The sequence below is a fragment of the Bradyrhizobium sp. HKCCYLRH3059 genome, assembly GCF_051168035.1.
GTDB lineage: Bacteria > Pseudomonadota > Alphaproteobacteria > Rhizobiales > Xanthobacteraceae > Bradyrhizobium.
In genome coordinates this window covers 541,906-567,969 of sequence record NZ_JBNPUF010000004.1, presented here as the reverse complement: position 1 = coordinate 567,969, position 26,064 = coordinate 541,906, and the positions used below count along the sequence as shown (strand labels likewise).

20 protein-coding genes are annotated in these 26,064 nt (G+C 64.3%); 15 read left to right on the top strand and 5 right to left on the bottom strand.

The window, feature by feature from the left end; all coding sequences use genetic code 11:
* Positions 1 to 70 precede the first annotated feature (70 nt).
* The 4 genes from ACQR13_RS16525 (at position 71) to ACQR13_RS16510 (ending at position 6,155) form a co-directional block, all read left to right on the top strand.
* Positions 71 to 1,546 carry an HlyD family secretion protein gene (locus ACQR13_RS16525; RefSeq protein WP_315714418.1) on the top strand — a complete coding sequence of 492 codons (1,476 nt, stop codon included), beginning with the start codon at positions 71 to 73 and terminating at the stop codon, positions 1,544 to 1,546.
* A gap of 11 nt (positions 1,547 to 1,557) precedes the next feature.
* A complete protein-coding gene (locus ACQR13_RS16520; RefSeq protein ID WP_409998613.1) occupies positions 1,558 to 2,760 on the top strand; it encodes a hypothetical protein in 1,203 nt (400 codons plus the stop codon).
* Entirely contained in the window at positions 2,760 to 4,736 is a 1,977-nt protein-coding gene (locus ACQR13_RS16515; RefSeq protein ID WP_315749783.1) for a glycosyltransferase family 2 protein, read from the top strand. Before ACQR13_RS16520 ends, ACQR13_RS16515 begins: the two co-directional genes overlap by 1 nt.
* Positions 4,737 to 5,096: 360 nt before the next feature.
* The gene (locus tag ACQR13_RS16510) at positions 5,097 to 6,155 is read left to right on the top strand and encodes an acyltransferase family protein (RefSeq protein WP_315749785.1); all 1,059 of its coding nucleotides are present in this window, start codon (positions 5,097 to 5,099) and stop codon (positions 6,153 to 6,155) included.
* On the opposite strand, the gene ACQR13_RS16505 is transcribed toward ACQR13_RS16510, so the two are convergent.
* Positions 6,140 to 7,564: an O-antigen ligase family protein gene (locus tag ACQR13_RS16505; RefSeq protein ID WP_316192691.1), complete on the bottom strand. Its 1,425-nt coding sequence runs from the start codon at positions 7,562 to 7,564 to the stop codon at positions 6,140 to 6,142. The genes ACQR13_RS16510 and ACQR13_RS16505 overlap by 16 nt on opposite strands.
* 113 nt (positions 7,565 to 7,677) lie before the next feature.
* On the opposite strand from ACQR13_RS16505, the gene ACQR13_RS16500 reads away from it, so the two are divergent.
* Positions 7,678 to 8,871 (top strand): sialate O-acetylesterase, encoded by a 1,194-nt coding sequence (locus ACQR13_RS16500; RefSeq protein ID WP_316202145.1) that lies wholly within the window; start codon positions 7,678 to 7,680, stop codon positions 8,869 to 8,871.
* A gap of 16 nt (positions 8,872 to 8,887) precedes the next feature.
* On the opposite strand, the gene ACQR13_RS16495 is transcribed toward ACQR13_RS16500, so the two are convergent.
* Entirely contained in the window at positions 8,888 to 10,375 is a 1,488-nt protein-coding gene (locus ACQR13_RS16495; RefSeq protein ID WP_316192689.1) for an MDR family MFS transporter, read from the bottom strand.
* Positions 10,376 to 10,511: 136 nt separating this feature from the next.
* On the opposite strand from ACQR13_RS16495, the gene ACQR13_RS16490 reads away from it, so the two are divergent.
* The 8 genes from ACQR13_RS16490 to ACQR13_RS16455 all read left to right on the top strand — a co-directional run bounded on the left by ACQR13_RS16490 (position 10,512) and on the right by ACQR13_RS16455 (position 19,157).
* A complete protein-coding gene (locus ACQR13_RS16490; RefSeq protein WP_315749790.1) occupies positions 10,512 to 10,760 on the top strand; it encodes a hypothetical protein in 249 nt (82 codons plus the stop codon).
* Positions 10,761 to 11,023: 263 nt separating this feature from the next.
* Positions 11,024 to 12,511, top strand: coding sequence for an IMP dehydrogenase (guaB, locus tag ACQR13_RS16485; protein ID WP_434844408.1), 1,488 nt, complete (start codon positions 11,024 to 11,026; stop codon positions 12,509 to 12,511).
* A 152-nt stretch (positions 12,512 to 12,663) separates the two neighbouring features.
* Positions 12,664 to 13,686, top strand: a complete 1,023-nt coding sequence (locus ACQR13_RS16480; protein ID WP_434844407.1) for an NADP-dependent oxidoreductase — start codon at positions 12,664 to 12,666, stop codon at positions 13,684 to 13,686.
* 136 nt (positions 13,687 to 13,822) lie between these two features.
* Positions 13,823 to 14,164, top strand: a complete 342-nt coding sequence (locus ACQR13_RS16475; protein WP_315827416.1) for an MAPEG family protein — start codon at positions 13,823 to 13,825, stop codon at positions 14,162 to 14,164.
* 15 nt (positions 14,165 to 14,179) lie between these two features.
* Positions 14,180 to 15,481: an RsmB/NOP family class I SAM-dependent RNA methyltransferase gene (locus ACQR13_RS16470; protein WP_434862987.1), complete on the top strand. Its 1,302-nt coding sequence runs from the start codon at positions 14,180 to 14,182 to the stop codon at positions 15,479 to 15,481.
* 402 nt (positions 15,482 to 15,883) lie between these two features.
* A complete protein-coding gene (gene guaA / locus ACQR13_RS16465; RefSeq protein WP_434862986.1) occupies positions 15,884 to 17,488 on the top strand; it encodes a glutamine-hydrolyzing GMP synthase in 1,605 nt (534 codons plus the stop codon).
* Between the two features lie 104 nt (positions 17,489 to 17,592).
* Positions 17,593 to 18,630, top strand: coding sequence for a YaaC family protein (locus ACQR13_RS16460; RefSeq protein ID WP_434862985.1), 1,038 nt, complete (start codon positions 17,593 to 17,595; stop codon positions 18,628 to 18,630).
* An 8-nt stretch (positions 18,631 to 18,638) separates the two neighbouring features.
* Positions 18,639 to 19,157 (top strand): hypothetical protein, encoded by a 519-nt coding sequence (locus ACQR13_RS16455; RefSeq protein ID WP_434862984.1) that lies wholly within the window; start codon positions 18,639 to 18,641, stop codon positions 19,155 to 19,157.
* A 457-nt stretch (positions 19,158 to 19,614) separates the two neighbouring features.
* Here ACQR13_RS16455 and ACQR13_RS16450 read toward each other — a convergent pair whose 3' ends face one another.
* Together ACQR13_RS16450 and ACQR13_RS16445 are read right to left on the bottom strand one after the other, a co-directional pair.
* Complete coding sequence (locus ACQR13_RS16450) at positions 19,615 to 21,423, bottom strand: ATP-binding protein (protein ID WP_316158435.1); 1,809 nt, start codon at positions 21,421 to 21,423, stop codon at positions 19,615 to 19,617.
* A gap of 9 nt (positions 21,424 to 21,432) precedes the next feature.
* Positions 21,433 to 21,681: a hypothetical protein gene (locus tag ACQR13_RS16445; RefSeq protein ID WP_316158434.1), complete on the bottom strand. Its 249-nt coding sequence runs from the start codon at positions 21,679 to 21,681 to the stop codon at positions 21,433 to 21,435.
* A 1,574-nt stretch (positions 21,682 to 23,255) separates the two neighbouring features.
* On the opposite strand from ACQR13_RS16445, the gene ACQR13_RS16440 reads away from it, so the two are divergent.
* Positions 23,256 to 23,474 (top strand): rubredoxin, encoded by a 219-nt coding sequence (locus ACQR13_RS16440; RefSeq protein WP_315827420.1) that lies wholly within the window; start codon positions 23,256 to 23,258, stop codon positions 23,472 to 23,474.
* Between the two features lie 70 nt (positions 23,475 to 23,544).
* A complete protein-coding gene (locus tag ACQR13_RS16435; protein WP_315827421.1) occupies positions 23,545 to 24,189 on the top strand; it encodes an FMN-binding negative transcriptional regulator in 645 nt (214 codons plus the stop codon).
* Positions 24,190 to 24,317: 128 nt separating this feature from the next.
* Here ACQR13_RS16435 and ACQR13_RS16430 read toward each other — a convergent pair whose 3' ends face one another.
* Positions 24,318 to 25,853 (bottom strand): PLP-dependent aminotransferase family protein, encoded by a 1,536-nt coding sequence (locus ACQR13_RS16430; RefSeq protein WP_434862983.1) that lies wholly within the window; start codon positions 25,851 to 25,853, stop codon positions 24,318 to 24,320.
* Positions 25,854 to 26,064 lie beyond the last annotated feature (211 nt).

Below are 26,064 nucleotides of genomic sequence, written 5' to 3'. Positions count from 1 at the left end.
GAGCCTGGAACTCCGGATCAGCCGAGGAAGCGTCTTTCGGGGCGTGTCACCCCAAACCGAAAGAGACCTGATGACCGATCGCTTCGATGACGGTTTCAAGCCAGCCCCCGCGCAACGTCCCGCCGCTCCGAAGACCGCAACCCAGCCACAGCGCCATCCCGTGATCCTCAGGGTGTCGGCGCTCGGCGTGGCCGGCATCCTCTCGGCGCTGATGCTGACCGCGGTGGTGCCGCCGATCGTGGCCGACCAGTCCGATCGCGCCGTGGTCGATGCGCCGGTGATGCTGCTGACGTCCCCGATCGCGGGCCAGGTCGATTCGCTCACGGCCAAGCCGGGTGGCGAGGTTCGGTCCGGCGACCGCCTCGCAGAGATCACCAATCCGCGGCTCGACCGCGCCACGCTCATCTCGCTGGAAGAAAAGGCGGGCGACGCGCGTCAGAAGCTCGACGCCACGCGCGCCAAGCATCAGTCCGACGTCGCTTATGTCAGCTCGCTCGATCGGGAGATCGCGAGCCAAGCCGGTCAGTTGAAGGCGCAGTTGCAGTCCCAGATCGAGGAGCTGCGTGCCCGCGTCGCGCAGTCGAACGCGCAGAGCAGCGAGAAGAAGGCCGTCGTCGACCGCCAGAACCGCATGGTCGCGCGCGATGCCGCCAGCGTCGAGATGCTGAAGCCGACCGAGCAGCAATATGCGGCGGCGCTGCACGACACCGATGCGCAGACTGCCAAGCTGAACCAGAAGCTGACACAGCTGAAGGCGCTCGACGCCGGCGTCTATGTCGGCGAGGATCTGGTCGCGCTGAACATGCTCAGTCAGAAGCGCCGTGACATCGATCTCGATGCAAGGCGGATGGAGATCGAGGAGAAACAGCAGGCGGCCGTGCTCGACGATCTCGAGGGCCTGATCAAGTCGGAGCGCGCGCGGCTGGCGCGGCTCGCTGCCGCGGACGTGCTCTCGCCCGGTCCCGGCAAGGTGCTGGCGGTGGGCGCCGACACCGGACGCCACGTCAGCGCCGGCGATACGATCGCCTCGGTGGTCGATTGCGACAAGCGTTTTGTGGTCGCGATCTTCTCCTATCGCCAGGGTGAAGCGATGAAGCCGGGCACCAAGGTGCGCATCGATGGCGGCGGCTTCCATAGCGGCATCGTCAGCGCCGTGCTGCCGAAGACCAGCGACAAGGTCGACGAGCGCTTTGCCGTGCCATTTCCGCAGACCGAGCGGCGCGAGCTCTATGTCATGATCACACCTGATGCTGCCGACGAAAAGCCGGCGGCGCAGCCGACCTCCGCGGCGACACCGGCCTGCACGGTGGGGCAGTGGGTCACCGTGACGCGCGACAATGGCATCGTGCCGTCGATGTCGGTGACATGGCGCCGGCTCGGCCACCTCGTTGCGTCGCTGACCGACCTGGACCCGTCTGAGCCGGACGAAGCGACGCGCCGTGCCGGTGTCACCAAGCTCGACTCCGCCTTGCGGTCGCACCCGGCGCAGCAGCCGGTATTGGACGAGCAGTGGCTGCCAACGGCGCGCGCGGTCTCGGCACAATGAGGCTTCTCTCCATGACGATGGCGGTGATCGCTCTGCTCGGCGGCGCATCGCCGATGCGGGCCGAGACTTCGCTCTGTGCGGGACTGGTGCAGGCCGTCGAGCCTGGCCTCGCCGGCCGTGACGCGGCGTTCATTCGCAGCTACGAGCCGGGTGCCGACGAGGAGGGGCCGCCGCTCGGCCTTTCGACGACGGCGTTCACCTATGACAACGCCCTGGCAGCGATCGCGCTGGTCGCATGCGGTCGCATCGACGAGGGTCGCGTGATCGGCAACGCGCTGGTGCATGCCGCCTCCCACGATCGCACCTTCGGCGATGGGCGCCTTCGCAATGCCTATCGCGCCGGTCCTGTCGGCCCCGGGGCGGCGCTGCTGCCGGGCTGGTGGGACGACCAGAAGAAGATCTGGGGCGAGGATGCCGCGCAGGACGGCACCGCGACCGGCAACGTCGCCTGGGCAGCGCTGGCGCTGCTGACGCTGCATCAGGCGACCGGCGAGGAGGGCTACTTGTCCAGCGCCCGGCGCCTGATGGACTGGATCATTGCCAGCGCAACGAACGGAGCGGACGGCTTCAGCGGCGGTTATCACGGTTACGATCCGCAGCAGGTGCGCCTCAGCTGGATGTCGACCGAGCACAATGCCGATGTCTACGCCGTGGCCTCCTGGCTCCATCGTATCACATTGGAGCCGCGCTATCAGGATGCCGCGCAGACGGCGCGCCGCCTGCTCGATCGCACGTTCCGCGGCGATCGCTTCCTGCTCGGCACCAAGCCCGATGGCCGCCTCGCCGACGACAATCTGCTCGCGCTCGACGTGCAGCTCTGGCCGTGGATGGCGGTGACGGATGCGCCCGACTGGCGCAGGGCGCTGCGCTTTGCCGAAACTCATCTCGCCGTCGACGGAGGCTTCGATTTCAACGGCGATCGCGACGGCGTCTGGGTCGAGGGCACCGCGCAGGCGGCGCTGGCCTATCGCATGGTCGGGGATGCCGCTGCCAGCCAGGGGGTGCTAGCAGGATTGCGTGCCGACCGCACGGCAACGGGACTGTTGAACGCGACGCGCAACGCGCGCCTCACCACGGGTCTGTCGATCGACCCGACGGGCGCGACCACCATCCAGGACTTCTTCTACTACAAGCGCCCGCATCTCGGTGCCACCGCCTGGGCCGTGCTCGCCGAGACCGGCTGGAATCCTTTCAACGGCGCAAGGATGCCCTGATGTTTCCGCTCCCCAGCAATGACGCCTCGGTGTTGACCACCGATCTCGGAGTCCTGCTCGGGCTCCTCGTGATGGCGCGTCTGCTCGATCCGACGCGCCGGCGCGACCGCCTGCTGTTCGGCGCTACCGCAGCGTCGTTCCTCCTGATCTACACGCTGTGGCGCTGGCACGACACGCTGCCGGTGTTCGACCTGACCCTGCAGGCGCTGTGGCCGCGGCTGTTCATCACGCTCGAGATCGTGGCGATCTCCTACACGCTGATGTCGATTCTGATCTTGACCCGCAGCGTCGACCGCTCGGGACAGGCCGACGCCGCGCAAGCTGCGCTGGCGGCACGGGGCGAGCAGCCGGACGTGGACGTGTTCATCTGCACCTATGACGAGCCCATGGAGATAGTCGAGCGCTCGATCCTCGCGGCTCTCGCGCTCGACTATCCCAACAAGACCGTCTGGGTGCTCGACGACACCAGGCGCGATCGGCTCCGCGCCTTCTGCGACGAGGTCGGCGCGCGCCATCTGACGCGGCCCGACAACAAGGGCGCCAAGGCCGGCAATCTCAACAACGCGCTTGCGGCGACGGCGCAGCTATCGAACGCGCCGGTGATCCTGGTGCTCGATGCCGACTTCGCCCCGCGCCGCGACTTCCTCCAGCGGACGGTCGGCCTGCTGCTGTCCGAGCCCGATATCGCCGTCGTGCAGACGCCGCAATTCTACTACAACCCCGATCCGATCCAGCACAATCTGCTGGCGTCAAGCCACTGGGTCGACGACCAGCGCTTCTTCTTCGACGTGTTCCAGCCGGCGAAGGACGCCTGGGGCTGCGCGTTCTGTGTCGGCACCTCCTTCGTCGTCCGCCGCGAGCGGCTCATGGAGATCGGCGGCTTCCCGCACGCGGCGATCTCCGAGGATCTCAACCTCACCTACACGCTGCTCAAGCGCGGCCATCGCACGGTCTGGCTGAACGAACCGCTCAGCTTCGGCCTCTCGGCGGAAGGCGTGCCCGAATACATCACCCAGCGCGCCCGCTGGTGCCTCGGCACGATTCAGGTCGCGCTCTTGCGCGACGGCCCGCTGCGCAGCCGCGGCTACAGCTTCACCCAGCGCTGGCACTTCCTGCATGGCGTGCTCAACTGGGCCTGCAAGCCGTTCATGGTGCTGCTTCTGATCGCGCCGCCGATCTACTGGTTCGCCGGGCTGCCGGCGTTCGAGGCCGACTATCTGTCGTTCCTGCGCTACGGCGTGCCGGCGCTGCTCGGGACGATCATCTACATGGGCTGGATCTCGCGTTCCAAGACCCTGCCGCTGTTCATGGAAGCGACCCATGCAGTGACCTGCTTTGCCGTCACGGCCACCTTGTTCAGCGCGCTGGTCCGGCCGTTCGGCCGCCCATTCAAGGTGACCGACAAGGGCGGCGACCGCTCCAAGCCGCGCGTCCACGGCAAGCTCGCCGCGATCTTTGGCGGGATCGCCGCGAGCTCGGCGGCGGCCATCGTCTGGGCGTTCGTGTCGCCGAATGCAGCCAGCGAGATCTCGTCGATCGACTACTTCAATCTGTTATGGGCCGGCATCGCGATGCTGATCGCCTTCATCGCGTTTCTCGTCTGCTTCGAGCTGCCGCGCGGCGAGGACCTGTTTCCGAGCGGCGAGGCGGGCTGGCTGGCGCAGAGCGGCGAGGTCGTGCCGTGCAAGATCGAGGCGCTGTCGCTGTCGTCGGCCCGCGTGGCCGGTCCACCGCATCATCGCATGACCCGGCCGGGCACCCGATTGCCGCTGCATCTCGACGGCCTCGGATGGCTCGAGGCGTCGGTCGAGGCCGTCTCCAAGACGACCACGCATCTGCGCCTGCAGCCCGACGAAGCGCAACGGCGGCAATTGGTGGTCCGCCTGTTCAGCTCATCCCGCGGCGTCATCACCGATCGCGCCCGCCTGCGCGGTGCGCTGGCAGGGCTGGCGCGACGCGGTTTCGTCGGGCGGTGACGTTCCCGATCGTGCTGTCGGGTAGGCAGAGAGGCCGCCGCAGGCGGCAGCGGGCCCGCCGTCGAACCGCGCACTTGGACGCGCGACGGTGGCACGGCGTCACCTCGAGCTCGCCTCGGAGAAGCATCACGGCAGCGCCTTTGCCTCCAGCTCGGGCCTGGCTCCGGTCGCGATCCCCGGCGTAGGCGCAGCCATCCGGCAGAGGCTTATCGGTTGGTTAAGACTAACGCGAGAATACCTCCGATGTCCTGGCAGGCGCCGACGGCGCTGCAAAGCCGGCTGCGATATGACTTGGGGCGCTGACTTCGCAGCATCGCGGATCGGACGCGGGCTGCGCGACAGAGGCAGGACAAGTCGGGCATGGATGCTGGAACGCAGAGGGCAACGGCTGACACCGCGCGCACGGCGTGGATCGATTTCGCGCGCGGCCTCGGTGTCATCCTGGTGGTGTACGGTCATGTGCTTGGCGGTCTGGTGCGCCCCGGCATCTTCCCGGATGGAGCCGTCGCGCGCTGGATGGACTACACGCTCTATACGTTCCACATGCCGCTGTTCTTCTTCCTGGCCGGCTTGAACGTGCAGCACAGCTTGCGGCGCGGCGCGCGTCCTTTCCTCACCTCCAAGCTCTGGACCATCGCCTATCCCTACGTGCTGTGGTCGCTGATCCAGGGCGGGATCACGATGCTGCTGGCGCGGGATGCCAACATCCCGATTCATCCCGGCGATCTCGCCGCGATCTGGTATCGTCCGATCGCACAGTTCTGGTTTCTCTACGCGCTGATGATCTGCCACGTGATCGCGGTGCTGGTCCCGTCGCGGACGGTTTTGACCACGCTCGCGCTGGCCGGGCTCGGCGTGTTCCTCGCGCTGCCGATCCGGCCGGACCTCGCGCTCACGCTGCATCATCTGCCGTTCTACGTCGCGGGCGTCTACGGTGTCAGCGTCGTGGCGGAATGGCGGCCGTCCGGCTGGTCCGCGTTGGCCGTGATCGGGATCGCGTTTGCGGCCGCAGTGGCGCTGGGCGGCCGGCTGTCCGGCATGGACGCCAACGGGCTCGCCTCCCTGCCGGCCTGTGTGCTCGGGATCGCCGGCACGGTCGGGCTCTGCAAGCTGCTCGCGCCAACGAGCCATCGCTGGCTTGCGGCCGCAGGCGTCGCGTCGATGACGATCTATGTGCTGCACATCCTTGCCGGCTCGGGCATGCGGATCATCATGCTGAAGCTGCACATCCCGCCATCGCCATGGGTCTATCTGCTGGCCGGAACGGCGGCCGGCGTGATGCTTCCTCTGATCGCGCATGCCATCCTGCGGCGGCTCAATCTGCTGGCCCTCTTCGGGCTCGCACCGCCGGCCTCCCGCAAGCCGCAGACTGCGGCGATCACGCCGCGCGCTGCAACGTCCGATCAGGCGCCGGCCTGATGCTGCCGAGCGGCGACGGTGCGCCGTGCTCCGTCGGCCATCTGGTCGAGCGGACAGGCCATCGCGACGAGCATCCAGAACAGCGCCGAGACCTCGCCGGAGGAGATGCTGGTCAGCGGCAGCTGAATCAAGAGCGCACTGATGGCGAGCGCCCCGAGCACGGCGCCCTCGCGCGTCGGTATCCGCCACGCGGCGCCGGTGGCGGCGAGCCCAACCCAGACATAGGCCGCGAGGCAGATCAGTCCGACCGGAATGCCCATCGTCACCCAGCTTGCGATGATCTGCCCGTCGATCGGCATCGCGCCGGCGACGCCGACGTCGGTGATGGTGAAGCCCGATCCCAGGACCATGCTGTTCGGCGCATTCCACAGCGTGACGAACTCATCCAGCCGCTCGCTGCCGCTGCTGTCCTGCGACACGCTGCCGAGCGATTCCAGACGGGAGGTGATGACCTCCGCGAACGGCGTGAACAGGACGGTGACGATCACCGCGCCGACCAGTCCGACCGTGATCGATACGGCCCGACGCCGCGTCGCGGGGAACAACATGCAGAACAGCAGGCCCACCGCAAGCGTGATCCAGCTGGTGCGGTAGAGCGACAGCAACAGGCCGAGCGCCGCGGGCGCCATCGCCGCCATTGCCAGCCATCCCGGGCGCAGGAAGCCCACCAGCAGCAGGCCGGTGGCCGTGAAGGTCGCGTAGCTGGCCGGGCCGTTCATCGTGCTGAACACGCGCACCATGTAGGGCAGCGGATAGCCGGCCGAGGTGATGCTGGCATTCACCATCCAGAACCGATCCCAGCCTTGCGGATCGACATATTGCCAGATGCCGTAAAGGCCGGTGACGGGCAGCACCAGCAGGAATACGCGCGTGATTGCATCGAGCAGGGCGCCGTCGGATCGCGCCCGCTGCTGCAGGGCGATCGCATAGAGTACGGGCGCGGCCCATTTCATTCCGCCGTTGGCGGCGTTGAACCAGTCGTTCTGGAAGATCGACAGCGCGCCGCCATAGACGATGCAGGCGAGGACGATGAAGGGCGCCACGAGCCAGGGATTGCCCGGCCTGTCCTTGTCCGAGGGCGAAAGCACCAGACTCGGAACTGGCGCGATGATGAACAGCAGCGGGCCGCTCAGCATGACGCCGGACGAATCGAATCCTGCGGAGATGTCGACCAGGCGGCGCACGAAAGGAGCAAAGGCGAACATCAGGATCGCCGACTGCACGTGGGCCGCGGGGCTGCGACGCCACGCGAACCAGCCGGCCACCGCGCAGCCGAGGATGAAGGCTGGTCTGACGATGCCGCCGAGTGCCGGGGCGGCAAGCGCCGTCGCTGCCAGGAGAAGCGCGGACGGCCAACAGTTCATCGCCATCGCCGCGAGCGGCTGCGGATCGATTCGGCTCTCTTTCATGAAGTCGGACTATAATGGAAATCCGGTCTCCTCAGGCATGTTCGAGGCTGGGAGGCAGATGCCCGGCGCCTGAGGCGGCCGTCAGCCGAGGCGACGAAAGAAGTGATCCGAGCATGATGCGACGCGCAATCGTGGCCACGCTTGTCGCAGCGTGGTTGGCCGTCTCGTTGACCGCGACGGCAGGAGCTGCGGAGGTGCTGCCGGCCCGCGACGTCTGCCAGCCGACCACCTCGGCCAAATCGCGCGACGGCAATTGCGTTCCCTGCGCCGTCGGACCCATCTCGACCGCCCCTGGGTTCCTGGCACTGCTGGAGCAGGTGCGCACGCGGCGCGCCGCCTTTGCCGACATCGACCGTCGTATCGATGGCGCGAGCGGCGACCCGGAGGTGCAGAGCCTGCTGCAGGGACGCAACCTGGCCCGTGCACTGTACGGTTCTGACGCGGATTTCATCGCGGGCGGCAACGCCTCGCGCTGCCTCCTGCCGGACAACGAGGCTGTGCGTGCCAGGGCCACGTCGATTGCCTGCGACGCGATTCCGCGCGAGGGGCTGGTGGTGCTTCTGACCGCGGGCCAGTCGAACATCTCCAACACCGGCGCGCCCGATCAGAGTGGCCGGCTCTATCAGCCTCACAACCGGTTCTACAATTTCGACCGCTTCGACGGCCGCTGCTACGTGGCGCGCAATCCATTGCTGGGAACGCCGGGCGAGGGCGAGAACGTCGCCACCCGGTTGGGCGACGAATTGATCGATCGCGGGCTGGCGAAGACGGTCGTGATCGCACCCGTTGCGATCGGCGGGACTTATCTCGAGGAGTGGCGCGCCCGCGGCGGCAAGTATTTCGAGGTGCTGCTCGCAACCGTCGCCGGCCTGCGCGACGTAGGTCTCGAACCGAGCGCGGTGCTCTGGCATCAGGGCGAGTACAACGCCTTCGCGTTCTCCACCAATGGTGCGGAGGACGGCGCGTCCCTGCACGTCACTGCGAAAATGAAGGAAGCGGGACGACTGTCCTACTTGCGCAATTATCTTGAGATCGTTGCCGGCCTGCGGGCGGCCGACCTGACGGCGCCGATCTTCGTCGCCACGGCGACGCTCTGCGGCAGTGTTCCCGACGAGATCATCCGTTCAGCCCAGGCCGCCGTGCCGAACCCGGCACTCGGCGTTTATCCTGGCCCGGATACCGACCAGATCGGGCTCAAGCTGCGCCACGATGGCTGCCACATGAGCCATGCCGGCACCGAGCTGCACGCGCGGATGTGGGCCGATCGCCTGGCCGACTACTGGAAGTCCGGGGCGAGGCGTCCTTGAGCCGGAAGCGGGACGATCAGCCGAGCTTCTGATCCCGCGCATCATGCGTGGTCTCGCTCGCCGATTTCCTGGCGGCCTTCTCCGCGCCCTTCTCGGCGCCCTTGCGGCTCGCGATCGCGGCCACCTTGCGGCCTGAGATCTCGCTGCCGGCGTCATCAGGCATCTGCCAGAACAGGATCGACGACAGCGCCGACGTGATCGCGACGACAATGAAGGCGGGCGCGAAGGACGCCGCGGTGAGCTGGCTCGCGCCGTGCATCCACATCGTGGTCTCCACCGAGAACGCGCCGACCGCGACGCCGGCGGAGATCGCGAGCTGCTGGTTGACGCTGGTGAGCGTCGTGGCGCGGCTCATCTGGGCGGTCTCGACCTCGGCATAGGCGACGGTGTTGATCGCGGTGAACTGCAGCGAGCGGAAGAAGCCGCCGACCACGAGAATGATCAGGATCAGCAGCAGCGGGGTCGCCGGCGTGAACAGCGCGCAGGCGGCGAGGAAGACCGAACTGACGACGGCATTGACGGTCATCAGATGGCGGAAGCCGAAGGCGCGGATGAGGCGCGCGGCCAGTGCCTTCATGCCCATTGCGCCGGCGGAGGAGCCGAAGGTGACGAGGCCGGACTGGAACGGCGACAGCCCGAAGCCGAGCTGCATCAGCAGCGGCAGCAGGAAGGGCAGGGCGCCGATGCCCAGGCGAAACATGAAGCCGCCGACGATCGAGGCACGCAGGGTCGGCAGCCGCAGCAGCGAGAAGTCGAGCACCGGTGAGTTGGTGCGCCAGGAGTGGCGGACGTAGAGCGTCATCGAGATCGCGCCGATCGCAACGAGACTCGCGACCACCGGCCACGGCAGCAGGTTGAGACCGGCGACCGAGAGGCCGAAGGCGAGGCCGGCGAGGCCGATGCCGGCCAGCACCATGCCATAGAGATCGAACGGCTCGGGATTGTCGCTCTTGATCGGATCGATGAAGCGCAGCGCCATGATGATGCCGACGACGCCGATCGGGATGTTGATCAGGAAGATCCAGTGCCAGGAGAAATAGGTGGTGATGAAGCCGCCGACCGGCGGTCCGATCACCGGACCGATCAGCGCGGGGATGGTGACCCAGGCCATCGCGCCGACCAGGGCGCTCTTGTCGACGGAACGCAAGAGAACGAGACGCCCGACCGGCGTCATCATCGCCCCGCCCATGCCCTGCAGGATGCGCGCGAACACGAAGTTCTCGACGGAGTTGGCGAGCGCGCAGCCGATCGAGCCGATCATGAACACGGCGACCGCGCTCGAGAACACCCGCCGCGCGCCGAAGCGGTCGGCGGTCCAGCCGCTCGCCGGGATGAACACCGCCAGCGACAGCAGATAGGAGGTGATGGCGAGCTTGAGCGTCAGCGGGCTGGTGCCGATGTCCCTGGCGATCGCCGGCAGCGAGGTCGCGATGACCGTGGAGTCCATGTTCTCCATGAACAGGGCGGTGGCGACGATCAGCGGAATGACGCGTTGCTTGTTCATCGGAGGTCGGCAGCGGGAGAGGAGGGCGGGCGCCGGGGCTTTAACACCCTGCGGCGAACGAGGCCATTGCGCTGCTGGCATGGCCCCCTAGATGCAGCGTGACGCTGCCGCGTCCCGTTTTGTTGGAGATGTGCCGATGATCTACCTGCTCGCCGCTTTGGTGCCGCCGCTGGGTCTGCTGCTCAACGGGCAGCCGTTCGCGGCGATCTTCAACCTGCTGCTGTGTCTGGTGTGTCTGGTCCTCGGCCTGTTCTTTCACGTGCTGCTGCTGGTGCCCTCGGCGCACGCTTTGATCGCCGTGCACATGCGGCGGGAGGACCGGCGGCACCGCGAGGTGGTCGAGGCCATCCGCCGCTACGGGCCACCGCCGGGCGCATGGCGCTAGAGGCGCGGAACTTCTGCTCCGGAATCGGGGTCTTCGCGACCTTTTGTTGCGCGTTTCGGACCCGATCAGGGCCGGTCTGGGCCGTTCTTCGCAATCGCGGGAGGACAGCGGATCGGCCCTTTGATTCGTCACAGGCCCATGCTATCGACCCGCGTCAACCCCACCGATGGGCACCGATTCGACGGCGAGGCATGGTCTCGACGGCGGCGTCGCTCATCCGTACCCGCATCGCGGCCGTTTTGGCCGCAGACAAGGAGTTGACGATGGCGACCGTCCAGACACTTCGCGAAGCCTTCACCTTCGACGACGTGCTCTTGAAGCCGGGCCTCTCCGATGTGCTGCCCTCCGAGGTCGACATCCGCTCGCGCGTGACGCGCGAGATCCCGCTCAACATTCCGATCATGGCCTCCGCCATGGATACCGTCACCGAGGCGCGCATGGCGATCGCCATGGCGCAGGCCGGCGGTATCGGCGTCATCCACCGCAATTTCGATCCCGAGGGCCAGGCCGCCCAGGTGCGCCAGGTCAAGAAGTTCGAGTCGGGCATGGTGGTCAATCCGCTGACCATCGCGCCCGACGCCACGCTCGCCGACGCGCTGGCGCTGATGAAGGACTACGGCTTCTCCGGCATCCCGGTGGTCACCGGCGGCGGCAAGGGCATCCCCGGCAAGCTGGTCGGCATCCTCACCAATCGCGACGTGCGCTTCGCCACCGATCCGCGGCAGAAGATCTCCGAGCTGATGACGCATGAGAACCTCGTCACCGTGCGCGAGGGCGTCGGCCAGGACGAGGCCAAGAAGATCCTGCACAAGCACCGCATCGAGAAGCTGCTCGTCGTCGACGACCAGTATCGCTGCGTCGGCCTGATCACCGTGAAGGACATGGAGAAGGCGGTCGCGCATCCCTTGGCCTGCAAGGACGGCCAGGGCCGGCTCCGCGTCGCCGCCGCAACCACCGTGGGCGAGGGTGGCTTCGAGCGCACCGAGAAGCTGATCGAGGCCGGTGTCGACCTCGTCGTGGTCGACACCGCGCATGGTCATTCCTCGCGCGTGCTCGAGGCGGTCAACCGCATCAAGCGCATCTCCAACGCGGTGCAGGTGATCGCCGGCAACATCGCCACCCGCGACGGCGCGCAGGCGCTGATCGATGCCGGCGCTGACGCGGTCAAGGTCGGCATCGGCCCGGGCTCGATCTGCACCACGCGCATCGTCGCCGGCGTCGGCGTGCCGCAGCTCACCGCGATCATGGACGCGGTCGAGGCCGCCAAGAAGGCCGACGTGCCGGTCATCGCCGACGGCGGCATCAAGTTCTCCGGCGACCTTGCCAAGGCGCTCGCCGCCGGCGCCGACGTCGCCATGGTCGGCTCGCTGCTCGCCGGCACCGACGAGACCCCCGGCGAAGTGTTCCTGTGGCAGGGCCGCTCCTACAAGGCCTATCGCGGCATGGGCTCGGTCGGCGCGATGGCGCGCGGCTCGGCCGACCGCTACTTCCAGCAGGACATCAAGGATACCTTGAAGCTCGTGCCCGAGGGCATCGAGGGCCAGGTGCCGTACAAGGGCCCGGTCGGCAACGTCATGCACCAGCTCGCCGGCGGCCTCCGTGCCGCCATGGGCTATGTCGGCGCCAAGGATCTCGGCGAATTCCACGGCAAGGCCGAGTTCGTCCGCATCACCGGCGCCGGACTGCGCGAGAGCCACGTCCACGACGTGACGATCACCCGCGAAAGCCCGAACTATCCGGGCGGGGCGTAAGCCGCACGCCCGCTCTTTCCGTCATTGCGAGCGAAGCGAAGCAATCCAGGGCGGCGCGTGAAGCCCTGGATTGCTTCGTCGCTTCGCTCCTCGCAATGACGGTGCCCGTGGGGCTAGCATCGAACGTCACAACCAACAAAAGAGGAAACACCATGTCCCAAGCCAAGCGCATCGTTCTCGCCGCCCGTCCCGTCGGCGAGCCCAAGCCCACTGATTTCCGTCTCGAGGACTACGCCGTCCCGACGCCGGGCGCGGGCGAGGTGCTGCTGCGCACGATCTGGCTGTCGCTCGATCCGTACATGCGCGGGCGCATGAGCGACGGGCCGTCCTATGCCCAGCCGGTGCCGGTCGGCGGCGTCATGGAAGCGGGGACCGTCTGCGAAGTCGTGGCCTCCAACAATCCCGGCTTCAAGGCCGGCGATATCGTGCTGGCGCGCGCCGGCTGGCAGACGCACGCGATCTCCGACGGCAAGGGCCTCGCCAAGGTCGATCCGGCGCTGGCGCCGATCTCGACCGCGGTGGGCGTGCTCGGCATGCCCGGCATGACCGCCTATACCGGCCTGCTCGACATCGGCCAGCCCAAGGCCGGCGAGACGGTGGTGGTCGCCGCGGCCTCCGGCGCGGTCGGCTCGGCGGTCGGGCAGATCGCGAAGATCAAGGGCGCCCGCGCCATCGGCATCGCCGGCGGCAAGGACAAATGCGACTACGTGAAGTCCGAGTTCGGCTTCGACGACTGCCTCGACCACCGCGATCCCGATCTCGCCGCGAAGCTCAAGGAAGCCTGTCCCAAGGGCATCGACGTCTATTTCGAGAATGTCGGCGGCCCGGTGTTCGAGGCGGTGTTCCCGCTGTTCAACGCCTTCGCCCGCATGCCGGTCTGCGGCCTGATCGCGCATTACAACGACACCCAGTCGGTGGCGCCGAAATGGGCCGGCGCGCTGATGCGCAATGTGCTGACCAAGCGGCTGACCATCCGCGGCTTCATCGTCAGCGATTTCGCCTCCCGCCATGGCGACTTCCTCAAGGACATGTCGGCCTGGGTCCGCGACGGCAAGGTCAAGTACAAGGAGTACGTCACCGAGGGCCTGGAGAACGCGCCGTCCGCGTTCATGGGCCTGCTCAAGGGCGCCAATTTCGGCAAGCAGCTGGTGCGGGTCGGACCCGACAAGGCCTGAGCACACCTGATGTAATTCTTAAGCCTGTCTGGAAAAAAGCGGGAACCACGGGCGCTTATCGGGAGTCCTGAGGGAACCGGTTCATCCACGAGGGCCCGGCATCATGCCGGGCCTTCGACTTTCCAAGGGGATTTCCATGTCGCTGACCATGGTGCTGCTGCCCGTCTTCGTGCAGGTCGGGCTCACCTTCGCGCTGCTGTTCTGGAACAGGACACGGGCACAAACCGCTGACGTCGCCGACGAATTCGGCCTGCCGACGCTGTTCTACGCGCTGATCGCGATTGCGCTGCCGCTGCGGCATGCCGATCTGGTCATCGTGCTGCTGTCCTGGGTGTTCGTCGTGACCCGCTTCGTCAATGCCGGCCTCGTCAGCGGCGCCAAGGACAGCCGCCAGCGCGGCCTCGCCTGGACCGCCTCGGCGCTGGTGCTGCTGGCGATGTGGCTGTATTTCGCCCTCAAGATCCTTCTCCTGATCTAGAACTGGACCTCCTGAATGACCCCCGCCGCCCGGCTGTCCGCCGCCATCGACATCATCGAGACCATCGAGGCCCAGAGGGCGCCGGCGGCCAAGGCCTTGAAGGACTGGGGCACCAGCCACCGCTTCGCCGGCTCCGGCGACCGCGCCGCCATCGCGGGCCTGGTCTGGGACGTGCTCCGCCGCCGTGCCTCCAGCGCCTATGTCATGGAGGACGACACGGCGCGGGCGCGGGTGCTCGGCATGCTCAAGCTCGAGCGCGGGCTGGACGTGCCGACCATCGCGGCGATGTGCGACGGCAGCCGATTCGCGCCGCCGCCGCTGTCGGCGCAGGAGGAGAGGGCGCTGGCCTCGCGCACGACCGAGGGCGCGCCGCCGCCGGTCGCCGGCGACTATCCCGACTGGCTCGACCCGTATCTCACTGCGGTGTTCGGCGACGACCGCGTCGCCGAGGCCATGGCAATGGCCAGCCGCGCGCCGCTCGACCTGCGCGTCAACACGCTCAAGGCCAAGCGCGACAAGGTGCAGGCCTCGCTGAAGCATCTCGGCGCGGTGCCGACGCCGTGGTCGCCGCTCGGCCTGCGCATCACGCTCGGCGCCGACGCGCGCAATCCCGGAATCCATGCCGAGGAGGATTTCATCAAGGGCGCGATCGAGGTCCAGGACGAGGGCTCGCAGCTCGCGGCCTTGTTCACCGCCGCCAAGCCCGGCGAGCAGGTCATCGACCTCTGCGCCGGCGCCGGCGGCAAGACGCTGGCCCTGGCGGCGATGATGGGCGGCAAGGGCCGGCTGATCGCCACCGACCACGACAAGCGCCAGCTCGCGCCCATCCACGAGCGGCTGTCGCGCGCCGGCGTCCACAACGCCGATGTGCGCAGCCCGAAGGGTGACGCCGACCCGCTCGCCGACATCAGGGCCTCCGCCGACCTCGTCGTCATCGACGCCCCCTGCACGGGCACCGGCACCTGGCGCCGCAACCCCGACGCCAAATGGCGCATGCGCCCCGGCGCGCTGGAGATCCGCCTGAAGGACCAGGCCGAGGTGCTCGACCGCGCCGCCGCCCTGGTCAAGCCCGGCGGCCGCATCGCCTACATCACCTGCTCGGTGCTGCAGCCGGAAAACGGCGACCAGGTCCGCGCCTTCGTGGATCGCCACCCGGAGTTCGCCATCCAGCCCCCAGACCAGACCGCCACCGTCCTCTGGGACAAGGCCGAGGCCTTCGCCGAGGCCGCGCTGAAGTCGGAGGAGGGCTGGCTGATGACCCCGCGCCGGACGGGGACGGACGGGTTCTTCGTGTCGGTATTGAAGAAGCAGGCCTAAACTCCACCCACCGCCGTCATTGCGAGCGTAGCGAAGCAATCCAGGGTTGCGCGCGAGACTCTGGATTGCTTCGCTACGCTCGCAATGACGGAGGAGGCAGCCGCGGCATCCTCCACCGTCGTCCTCTGCGAAAGCGGGGGACCCAGTAATCCACCCGCCGGTCGTGGCCGACCGAGACGCCGCGGCGTACTGGATACCCCGCCTTCGCGGGGCATGACGGCGTTGCCACAAGCACGCTGTCATTCCGGGACGCGCCCCTTGGCGCAGGCCCGGAATCCATACTCCCGGTCGCGGTTATGGATTCCGGGCTCGCGCTCCGCGCGCCCCGGAATGACGGGGAGGAAAGGGCGTCAACCCCGGCGAAGGGTTGCGGGACTCGTGCTCTCGGCGTAATTGCTTGCCATGACAGCCCAGCCCAACACCCCCGCCAGCGCCGCCGCCGACACCTCCGTGGCCGCGCTCCACGACAAGATCCTGATCGTCGATTTCGGCAGCCAGGTCACGCAGCTGATCGCGCGCCGGGTGCGCGAGGACGGCGTGTATTGCGAGATCGTGCCGTTCCAGAAGGCGGAGGCCGCCTTCCGGCAGATGCAGCCCAAAGCCGTGATCCTCTCCGGCGGCCCCGAATCCGTCCACGAGGCCGGCTCCCCGCGCGCCCCGCAGCTGATCTTCGATAGCGGCGTCCCCGTGATGGGCATCTGCTACGGCCAGATGACGATGGCCGCCCAGCTCGGCGGCACCGTCGAGGGCGGCCACCACCGCGAGTTCGGCCGCGCCGACGTCGAGGTCAAGACATCGAGCCGCCTGTTCGACGGCGTCTGGCAGCCGGGCGAGCAGCACCAGGTGTGGATGAGCCATGGCGACCGCATCACGCAGATGCCGCCGGGCTTCTCGGTGGCCGGCGTCTCGCCTAACGCGCCGTTCGCCGTGATCCAGGATGAGGCGCGCAAGTATTACGGCCTGATGTTCCACCCCGAGGTGGTGCACACGCCCGATGGCGCCAGGCTGATCCGCAACTTCGTCCGCAACATCGCCGGCCTCGGCGGCGACTGGACCATGCACGCCTTCCGCGCCGAGGAGATCAAGAAGATCCGCGCGCAGGTCGGCAAGGGCAAGGTGATCTGCGGCCTCTCCGGCGGCGTCGATTCCGCCGTCGCCGCGGTGCTGATCCACGAGGCGATCGGCGACCAGCTCACCTGCGTGTTCGTCGATCACGGCCTGCTCAGGCTCAACGAGGCCGAGACCGTCGTCGACCTGTTCCGGCACCACTACAACATCCCGCTGGTGCATGTGGACGCCTCAAAGCTCTTCCTCGGCGAGCTCGCCGGCGTCACCGATCCGGAGCAGAAGCGCAAGACCATCGGACGACTCTTCATCGACGTGTTCGAGGCCGAAGCGAAGAAGATCGGCGGCGCCGATTTCCTGGCGCAGGGCACGCTCTATCCCGATGTGATCGAGAGCGTCTCCTTCACCGGCGGCCCCTCGGTGACGATCAAGTCGCACCACAATGTCGGCGGCCTGCCGGCGCGCATGAACATGAAGCTGGTCGAGCCCTTGCGCGAATTGTTCAAGGACGAGGTCCGCGTGCTCGGCCGCGAGCTCGGTCTGCCCGACGTCTTCGTCGGCCGCCACCCGTTTCCGGGCCCGGGTCTCGCCATCCGCTGCCCCGGCGAGATCACGACAGACAAGCTCGACATCCTGCGCAAGGCCGACGCCATCTACATCGACGAGATCCGTAAAGCGCAGCTCTACGACACCATCTGGCAGGCTTTTGCGGTGCTGCTCCCCGTCAAGACCGTCGGCGTCATGGGCGACGGCCGCACCTACGACTACGTCGTCGGCCTGCGCGCCGTCACCTCGACAGACGGCATGACCGCGGATTTCTATCCGTTCGACATGAAGTTCCTCGGCAACACGGCGACGCGCATCATCAACGAGGTGAAGGGCGTGAATAGGGTGGTGTATGACGTGACCAGCAAGCCGCCGGGGACGATTGAGTGGGAGTAGGGCCCCTGCAATGATAAGAAAGGTTGCGCTGTTTGCCATGATAGATGATATCCTGACGGCGCAACCGTGGAGTTCATGTAGCATCCGCTAAAGGGGCCCCCTATTTGTCAATCGAGCATATTGGGATCGGTACGAAAGCGCTCGGCCTGACTAAGGCGGTGAACAATTCTAATTTTAGTATGAAGACGGTCCTGACGCTGGATCCGTTCAACTACGTTGACCTTTGGCTGCGCCGTGAACGCAAGGAAGAGGCCCTTCACTATTGGCGGCAGTCAAGAGACTTTCATCGAGCTGCACAGGGCCTTCCGATCGAATCGGCGCCGCTCGTTCTTTACTATTGCTTCATGAATGCGGCGAAAGCTTTGCTGTCGGCCAAGGGTATAACTTTCGATCCACGTCATGGTGTCGGCCCACACCGAATGCGAGGGCCCAACAGCAAAGTCGTTCTCAGTAATGAAGGGATTGGGATTAGGCCAAATGGCATCGTCCCTGCGTTAGCCGGCTATTTCAATGAACCGGAGACGCGACGCAACCATAGCCTCGAAGACGTTCTGTATAATCTTATATATATTCATCGGACCTATTGTCTCAGCTACCCAAAGAGAAAAGAGAGGTTTCTTCCTCTGAAAAATCTCGCTTTCTGTCGAGATTCTATATCGGGGAATGTCAGACTTTTAGCTGAGATCGTCGAAGGTGTAGACTGGAATTCCTATAAGACAAGTCTGCCGACGGAAGTGGAGCCCGCAATGGATGGAAGTCCGAGTGTTCAGTCGGTCAGTTCGATCCAATGGGCCACCGCGAGCCGGCCGACTGATGCGGAGTTGGAATCTTTGCAAAGGTTAAACTCTGAGCTTAGACGGGTTTTTCATTACATAAATGGCTCACATACTCTTTGGTATCTGAAGACTTCAGGTTCTTATGAGATCCGTCGTAGCCCGCTTACATTGACTCTTTCCGCGATGCATCGCCTCAGCGAAATCTGTCGATACAAGCCATCAGAACTGCGCTCTTTCCTTGACGGTCAAAAGAACTGGTTGCTGAGCGAGTTTGTGGCGATGGCAGCTCCACAATTTCTCGATGAGATTGCTTGCGAAATGACAGGACATCAAATCATGATTCCTAACGTCAGAACTCCGGTCTGAGACAAAAAATGAATGTCTACATTGCGTGCGGTCTGACCCACGTTCCCCGAGATATTTTTCCGGACTATGTCGGCTACATTCACGAAATGGCGTCTCAACTTCGCGCTACTGAAGGTATTGACTTGGTTCAATACGCTTTGGTTAATAGCGATCCACAACTCGCATCCAAACCCGAGGGCGATCGCGCTGCACTCTGTTATGCTTGGGACAGGCGAATGGTGGAGGAGGCGGATTTGGTCGTTGCCGAAGCAAGCTTCCCCTCCACAGGGCTTGGCATTGAACTCCAGATTGCGGATGCTGCAGGCATTCCAGTGGTCATGCTGATCGGCGACCTCGGAATTAACCGGGTTGATCGTGCTCATTATGAGAACCCCGACCATAGCGAGCATGATCTCCAGATCGGCAAAGGGATTGTTTCGCTTATGGCGCTTGGCGTGCCAGCAATCCGTAAGATTGTGCCCTACCGCGTGTTCGCCGAGGCTGTCGTTGAGGTTGTCAAGGCGGTTCGCCTTTTCGCGCAAAAGTAACGAGGTTTATGGGGTGGGCGCGCCTTAATTTCTCTGCGGTGAGAATGCACAAAACTGATGAGCTTCGCCCGCTGTCCAGATGGCCCTCCCTGACACGTTCAGCGTGAGGCCAGCGACGAATAGCGGGGTATCCGCATCCTTCTTCGTGATAGAGACGACGTGGATGGCCGTGACGATGAGGAAAGAAGCGGGGCGTTCACGGACGAACGTTCGTCGTCCAACTGACCAGCTGCCCGTCGTGCCAGTTTGTCGCAAACTCATCACTTGGGAAGCGATGGGCGTGTTGCTCTGCAGCCGGATGTGACAGCCGCGCCGACGAACAGAGCGATGCGACGGCGTAATCGTGTGGTTCTCCGCTTCCCAGCAATATCACATAGCTGGCCGAGTTCTTCTTTTGAAGGCAGCTCTGAGCAGCCCGTATGTGCGCCTCCGCCTGTTTGCCGTTTCGCCTTGGCGTCTATGCCGCATCGACCTCCACCCGTGAAACGCGCAGCGCTTTTCCGATGGCGCGGCGGATGTTTTGCATCGCATCGGCAAAATTGTCTGCCGCCATGCTGAGACTTTCTGGAGATGAAGCGGCTTCAAGCGCCTTCTGATCCCATTCCTTATTGAGTTGCTTTGCCAAAGCATAGACCACGGTACGCCCGACACGGAGAACCATCGAGTCTTGAGCGTGTTGTTGCGCCAGAGAACGCATCAGTTCTGGGTCGTTAGCTCCAGCGTATTCAGCTTCCAACTGGAGACGCATTTCATTGATCGCCGGATATTTCATGTTAACGAACAACTGTCCGGCTTCCATGACGTAGCGTGCCGCGCGCCCCTTCAGACCTTTTTCGTCGATATCCTCATCCGTCAGTAGGGGGATAATCTCCGGGGCGCGTTCTAGGTTCTTAAACATCTCGGCCCGCTTTGCTCCGGCGGGCATGACCGATAGATCGGTCGGCTTGGACCGTGGCGTAGACACCGATTCTGTCGCACGGCCCCCACCTGTCGCGTCCTGCCCGCGTTCGCTTGCGGGACCGGCACCTGGGGTAACGCCTGTTTCACCTTGCGCAGCTGCTTTGGGGCTAACACGACGGACGCGTAGTTGATTCAGCAACCGCTGCAACTCGTCCCGTATTTCGTCACTGGTCCGGCTATCGGGTGCAAATGAATGGATTAGCTCAATGAGCCACTCTGGCCTGTTCTCACGCACTAGTTCTTCGAAGTCTTTCGACTGAAGTCGGAGCTGCTCCCCACCCGTGTACTGCAGAAATTGGCGATACGCTTCAGGGACCACCGGGAAGTTGTTAGGTAGCTCAATGTGAATCGAGATGTATTTCGCCCCAAAGGGGACCCCAAACACTGGAGCTTCAAACGTCCACTGCCGTCCTTTCGACAAGTCGTACAATTCGTTCTTGTAAACAACCCCGCAGGTGCTAACCGCTGACGCTATTGCGCCACTAATCGATTTGTTATGGCCGGTGCCGTTATATTGTGCGTCATACAGATAGTGAATCTTCATACCATCGGGGAGCGAAACCGTTTCATGTCGCTCAAAGTGTCTTAACCGCGCTGGAATCGGTTCAAACTGGCGGTTTCCGTCCAGCTTATTCGTGCCCTTTAGTAGGGTAACCCTGACGCCCTCCGGAAGCCCATAAAAGCGATGATACAAGTACGTTGCCAACCATTGCGCGTCCTGTTCTGGATCGCCGTTATATGGGTCCCGCACGGTATCTTGCTCGGGATCGTTGCCAAGCAGCATTACTTCAGTCCAGTCGACGCTTAGTGTGCGGCCATTCTGCTCCGCGATGTCGGTGACATCCACGACTTCAACGTATGTATCTGTCTCAGAGTCGTAGCGCCGCAGGCGCCCATATACACCGTCGCGTTTGCAAAGAATCACTTCATGCACGCGGCCGTTCTTGCATGAACGGTAACGCATTCCGCGCTGATTGGACGGCAGCGACGCGACTTTTGCGCCCATACCGAAATTTCCGGTCAGACTTTTTTCTTTGCCGAGAGACGACGCAATGTTGCAAATCTTAAGCAACTCAAGGTCATCCATACCCGGGCCTGTATTCCAAATCACCAGCTTGTCGACACCATCCATAGGCATGGCGCTGATCTCTACTACGCGACTTCCCACTGGCGCATGTTGCGCAGCTTCGAGCGCGTTCATCATCAGTTCGCGAATCATCATCGATTTGGGACAGCGCTCGATGAGGCTGGCGATGAGAAAATCTTCGTCGACAACTTGCAGTGCGGCAACAGCGCTCGTGGTCATGTCATCCTCTCAGAGCTTGAAGCCGCCGCCGGTCTTGCCGCGCGGAGATTCAAATCGGGCCTCCACGCTTGCGACGGCGTCTTTCAAAGCACGGATGACTTTGCGCACCTCAGCTTCCTCAAAATCATAGATCTGTCGGTTGGACAAATTCCCGATCCGCAGAATGGCTTCGATGGCCTTGTTTGTGCGTGCCTGGGCCAATTCCCGGAACTTCTCCCGCTTGCTGGTCGGACCGCCACGCTCCACAGCAGCATCCATGACATCTTCTCCAAATATTCGCAGAAACTACCAAAAAAAATAGGTTTCTTGGGCCGTAAGTCAACAGGCAACGACATTTATTCCGTGAATATTCTCGAAATATGCGACCAGGCTGGACGAAAGCCGTGTGGTGACCCAGCAAGTGAGCGGCTGGGGCATATACAAATAGCTGTTGTTTATCAGTAGCTTATTGATAGCAGATTCTGCCGAATCTCGTTTGTATGTCTTGCGGCCCATGGGAGAGCGTTAGCCCCGTATAACCTCGGGATTGCGGGACAGTGCACCAAACTCTTTGGCTACTCAGCTGTGCCGATTGAGTAGGTTTGGTCGTAACGCAGCGCAGATGGCTCCAACGTTGTGCCATGTGCCGGCTACAGACGGCTGTTGATGTTCGCCCCGCTTGCAGCGGATGATGTGCCCCTGCGCAATCCGTCTCTGACACGAACCGTCGATTTCTGAAGTCGTGTGTCATCTGCCCGACGGGCAATCCCCGCACGCCGCGCATGCGCCAACTGCCCGTCGTGCCAGTTTGTCGCGCATTCATCCCTTGCCACGTCGGGCAAATCACCCTCACATTTCCGCGCATCCCGGCTCGCTGAAGAGGGACGTTTCGCGATCGTCATGAAGCGTCGAGCCGGAGAGGCGACGGGCGCGTTGCTCTGCAGCCGGGTGTCACAGCCCGTGCCGACGAACGGAGCGAGGCGACGGCGAAATGGTGTGGTCCTGGCATCGCGGTGCTGATGCCAAGCCGGCGGTGATGATGATCCGCGGGCGACGGGGGCAAGACAGCCGATCCCCGGGGAGAGCGCCTATAAGCCGTCAAACCGTCGCGCAGGGAAGGCCGGATATTGGGCTGAACCTGTGGTTCTGCCGCGTGCTTTTTGCTGCACGCGGACCGCGGGTGTCAGCCGATACCCGGTCTTCCCTGCGCCTCTTCTTCGGACGAAGAGGTTCACTCAGGACACAACTCGGGCGTAGTCCGCCGCGAGACGGCTCAGCCATACCCGCTGTTTGAAACGTATACAACGCACCCGTGCCATGTCCTGATCAGGTCGACAGTCGCAGGGTGATCTGCGGTCTATCCAGCGGCGTCAAAGCACTGCGCCGCAGCGTCGCCAGGGCGCGGTCGCGCCACTGATCTTGTCTGCATTTGCGGGCGTTGCGGGATTGTCGATCAGTTGAGTTCGGGCCGGCCGTCGGGGCGACGTTTGAGCACTCCACCGAGAGCGGTCCGGCGAGGGGATCATGCAGGAAAGCTCCCGCTCGGCAAATCGACAATGGCGACGAGCAGCCCATCTTCGGGCGAAGCATCGAGTCTGCCGCCCGGGCGGGTACAATCTAGAGGGCTGTGATCAGTTCCTGATCGCGTGGCACCGCAGCCTGGAGGACTTTACCTGGCGCTCGTGGAGGCCGGTAGCTGCCGTGTTGGACCGGCCGGCCCGCACGGAGCTGGCGAGCCGTCCCATCAAGGACAATTCTGGTCCAGTGATAATGCCAAGAACTGGCACTGTTGAATGGGGCAGGCCTGGCCTAAATCGCTCGTGAACCGCCTCCTGACACAAGGGCAAGCCATCATGAGCAGGGACAGCGCTCACCCGAACTCCGAAGCGACCGCTGAGGCGCCCGTCTACAAGAGTTGGACATGCGTGCTCTGCGGACTCGTCTACAATGAACGCGACGGATGGCCCGACGACGGCATTCCACCCGGCACGCGTTGGCAGGACGTGTCCGAAGACTGGATCTGCCCCGACTGTGGTGCAGGCAAGAGCGACTTCGCGATGGTCGAGGTCTGAACAAATCCTCACAATGGCCGCGTGACCGTCAACGGTGACGTGGCATTCTCTTCCTGCCGAAGGAGTTGCAATGTACATTCCCTCGCACTTCGACGAAGCCCGTCCTGAGATGCTCTGCGATCTGATCGAAAAGAATCCGCTTGGCATTTTGATCACGCACGGCAGGGGCGGCTTGGACGCCAATCATATTCCGTTCGAGCTGAACAGAGCGCAGGGGCAGTGGGGAACGTTGCACTGCCACGTGGCGCGCGCGAACCCGGTGTGGCGGGATCTGGACGCTGGCGCTGAGGTGCTCGTGGTGTTCCGCGCGTCTGACGCTTATATCTCCCCTCAATGGTACCCGAGCAAGCAGGATTTCCACAAGCAGGTGCCGAGCTGGAACTATCTCGTCGCGCATGCGTACGGGCGCGTGACCATTCACGACGACGAACGTTACGTGCGCGGCAATGTCGCCCGTTTGACACGGAAGCATGAAGCGTCTCAACCGGTCCCTTGGAAGATGACTGACGGTCCGAAGGACTATATCGACACGATGCTCAAGGCGATCGTCGGGCTGGAGATCGCAATCACGAACCTGGTCGGAAAATCCAAGCTGAGCCAGAACAAGGAGGTGCGGGACATACGCTCCGCAGGCGAGGCCTTGAAAGAACGAGGCGAGCATGTCATCGGAGGCGCCATGCTGGCGGCCGCAGCCGTCAAGGCAAGCCAGGAGTAGAGACGCGGCAATCAGGCGATAAGAGCAACGCGCGAGCGATCCAGCCGTCGTATTTGTCAGTATTTGTCAGCGTCCCCATGCGGGGCGAGGAGACGTCCGGCGCGCCGGTGTGAGCATGAGCGACTGTCTCACGATCTGACCGCCTTCAGCGGCGCGGGCTTGGATGGGCGAGCCGTCCCCTTGGCTGCGATGAATGCATCGAGGACGCCTCTGAGGCGGACGACGGCGGACTGTAGCTCCGCAATCGAAAAGCCGCCGAACCCGAGCATGAGTCCGCCACGAGGCGGGGTCGCATGGTACATGGGCGAGATCGGTCGCACCACCAGCCCCGCTTTGTGCGCCTGCTCCGCAAGCGTGACGTCGTCGAGGCCGGGCGGAAGCCAAAGTAACAGGTGCATGCCCTGATCGCTCGGCTGCAGCGTTGCCCAGGACGGTAGGTCCTTGACAAGGGCGGAGATCAGGGCGGCGCGTCGTTCTGCGTAAGCGCCGCGAATGCGCCGGATGTGGGCTTCGAAATGGCCTTCGCGCATGTACTGCGCGAGGACGTGCTGGTCGACCGCCGGCGAATGGCGATCGATGAGGGCGCGCGCGCCAGCGAACGCGTCGACCAGGGGAGGGGGAACGATCGCATATCCGATCCTCATCGAGGAGAACAGGACCTTACTCATCGTCCCAAGGTACACGACGCGCGCGGGATCAAGTCCCTGCAACGATGGAAATGGATGTCCGGCGTAGCGAAGTTCGCTGTCGTAGTCGTCTTCGACAATCCAGGCATTGTTCTGCCGCGCCCACGACAGCAACGCGGTGCGTCTCGCCATGCTCATGGGCATGCCCAACGGATACTGATGCGAAGGTGTGACGAAAGCGACCCGGGCGTTCGGGCACTGGACGAGACCGTCTTGGACGTCGATGCCCTGATCATCCACGGGAATCCGGAAAGTCCGGACATTGAAGTTTTCGAGCACGGCGATGATGCCGGGGTAGGCCGGGTCTTCGGCCCACACGGCATCGCCGTCAGAGAGAAGAACGGTCGCCGATATGAAAAGCCCCTGTTGCGTGCCCGCCGTAACGATGACCTGATCGGGCTCGCATTTCACGCCCCGAGCCTTCCGTGCATAGTCGGCAATTGCGATCCGCAAATCGGGTACTCCTTTCGGATCAATGTAGCCCGACGGGGCGGCTGCCCGCAGAGCCCGGACACGATTGCCAAGCCGTCGCCATTGGTCGCCGGGGGCAACTGCACCCGCGGGATGAGCGATCGCAAACGGCACCGGGTCTTGAGGCCGGAGAGACCGCGCGACCTCAGCCAGACGGGCGACTTTCTCCGGCAACAGAGGACTGGGGTCTGCGCGTTCGATCAACGCCGGAGCGCGGGTCATCAAATCGGTGTCGGCATTGACGTTCGCGACGATCGTGCTGCCTCTGGCCCGGGCCTCGAGGTAGCCTTCTGCATGGAGCTGATGAAACGCCTCGATGACGGTTCCTCTCGCGAGCTGCAATGAATTGGCAAGGGCGCGAGTGGATGGCAGTCGCTCGCCAGGCTTCAGGATCCCCTTCGATATCGCCTCGCGAAGCGCTTGAGTCAGTTGGTATCCAACGCGGCCGGCAGTCCGGTCGAGCGAGCCCAGCGAGGGAATTGCGATGATGGTTCGGCGTCGTGCCATCGGTTCTCTGGTCCAACTGTTCTCCCGAATCTTGGACCAAACAATAGATCAGTTCCAGACGCCGGTGTCGGATTCGCTCCAATTGCGAGGGTTTGCGAAGGTTTGAACTGAGAAAGAACCCGATCAGGGTATCGGGCTACGAATTCGCATACCGGAACCTGCCGCTGGTAGCGGGTCGAAGAGGCGCTGGACATGCGGAGATGGAGCGCGA